The 1,658-nt window shown below is 45.2% G+C and carries 2 protein-coding genes; both read right to left on the bottom strand.

The features are described from left to right. Positions 1–250, bottom strand: a 250-nt coding sequence (locus ACS8FD_RS13910) for a DUF188 domain-containing protein (protein WP_439276306.1), incomplete at its 3' end; no start/stop codon positions are given. Next, positions 250–1,653 carry a 5-(carboxyamino)imidazole ribonucleotide synthase gene (locus ACS8FD_RS13905; RefSeq protein ID WP_439262852.1) on the bottom strand — a complete coding sequence of 468 codons (1,404 nt, stop codon included), beginning with the start codon at positions 1,651–1,653 and terminating at the stop codon, positions 250–252. The genes ACS8FD_RS13905 and ACS8FD_RS13910, both read right to left, overlap by 1 nt. Between the last annotated feature and the right edge of the window lie 5 nt (positions 1,654–1,658).

Here is a 1,658-nt window from a genome sequence, read left to right as displayed (position 1 = left end):
CCAAAATATCATTAGCTAAAGGGATATCGCTAGTAATAGCCAAATCGCCTGGCTGTATTTGTTCTACGATATAGTCATCAGCTTTATCAAACCCTGATGGCACCACTGTCATGACGAGCAGCGGTGACTTACGCAGTTTGATTGGCTGATTGGCGACGAATATCGCCACCGTTTGTGTACGCTCAGCAGTTTTGATAATTAAGTCTTTAGCAATCAATGGTACCGAATCAGCATCCACCCAAATTTGCATTATCTTTTAGCCTTTTCTGTCTTTGTCTTAACGTCAGGCGCACTATCCATTTGGCTGTCTTTATTTGCTAAATCAGCATTTTCGATGTCAGAGTTTTCGATGTCAGTGCTTTTGATGGCCGTTTCGTTTTCTTCATCAAGCTCTGTGGCATCTTGATTATCTGGCTCATTTTGCTGTTTTTGACTTTCTTGGATAGGCGTATACTCTTTATCTAAGCCAACCTTATTAGGTAAAACTGCCACCAATTTAGCCATTGAAGGTTCTAAATCGGTTACATCGTTAGGCATCAGAGTGATGTGGGCGATTTTACGATCTTCACGCTCCATCTTGTGATAGCTATGATAATGCGCGCCATCGATAGCCAGCACCGCACTGATATCAGGATACTGTCCTAGTACGTTGACCATAATCGCAGGATGGACGTTATCTGTATCGCCTAATGGTAAGTTAACGACTGCGCGGACATGGTTTTCAAATTGACTAGTGATAGCGCCTTCAATGCTCCAGTGCCCAGAGTTATGTACGCGTGGTGCAATTTCATTGGCAAGTAAATAATCATGACCACGCGCGTCTTTGGCAACGAATAATTCTAGTGCCATCACTCCGACATAACCTAAATGGTTCATGACAGTAGTAATGGCTTCTTTTGCTTGGCTAAAAATATGACTGGTGCCAACAGCAGGTGCTTGGGTCTTGGCCAAAATGCCATGGTGATGATGGTTTTCAACCAAGTCATAACAGCGCACACTGCCGTCTTGGGCGCGTGCTGCGATGATAGAGACTTCACGGCTAAAGTTAACAAAGCCCTCTGCAATGAGAGGCGCTGGGGTTGGCGTTAAACTGCCTTTACCGCTGACTGCCTCTTTAAGATCTTGCCAAGCGGCTTTGATATCGCTGTCTTGCTTGATGACATATTGACCTTTACCGTCATAACCACCGCGACTGGTTTTGAGGACAATAGGCAAGCCTGATTTCTCACAAGCCTGTTTTAATTCAGCCTGCGTACTTACCGCCATAAAAGGTACCGTAGCGATATCAAGATCATTAAACATCTGCTTTTCTTTCAAGCGATCTTGAGCGATATCAAGGGCAATCGGTGGTGGAAACATACCTTGTTTTTTACCCACCGCTGCAAGGCTTGCCAACTTCTCGACGGTCGCTGTGGGCGTATTTTCAAACTCTAACGTAAATACATCGGCTGCAGCAATGAAATCGTCTAACTGCTGGCTACTGTATACCTTCCCGTAAAGACTGGCAGGGCAATCATGGTTGTCTTCTAAAAACACACATTGATAGCCGAGTGGCAGAGCAGCTTGCGCGAGCATCATGCCGAGCTGACCACCGCCTAAGATACCGATGGTATGGATAGTTTGAGTAACAGGATAAGCATTGGCTGTGGTCATGAGGG

It is taken from the genome of Psychrobacter sp. 1U2 (genome assembly GCF_051847575.1).
This window is presented reverse-complemented; position numbering and strand designations above follow the sequence as displayed.

Coding starts and splice junctions, on each gene's coding strand:
- ACS8FD_RS13905 (WP_439262852.1), bottom strand. CDS start 1,653: ATGACCACAGCCAATGCTTATCCTGTTACTCAAACTATCCATACCATC.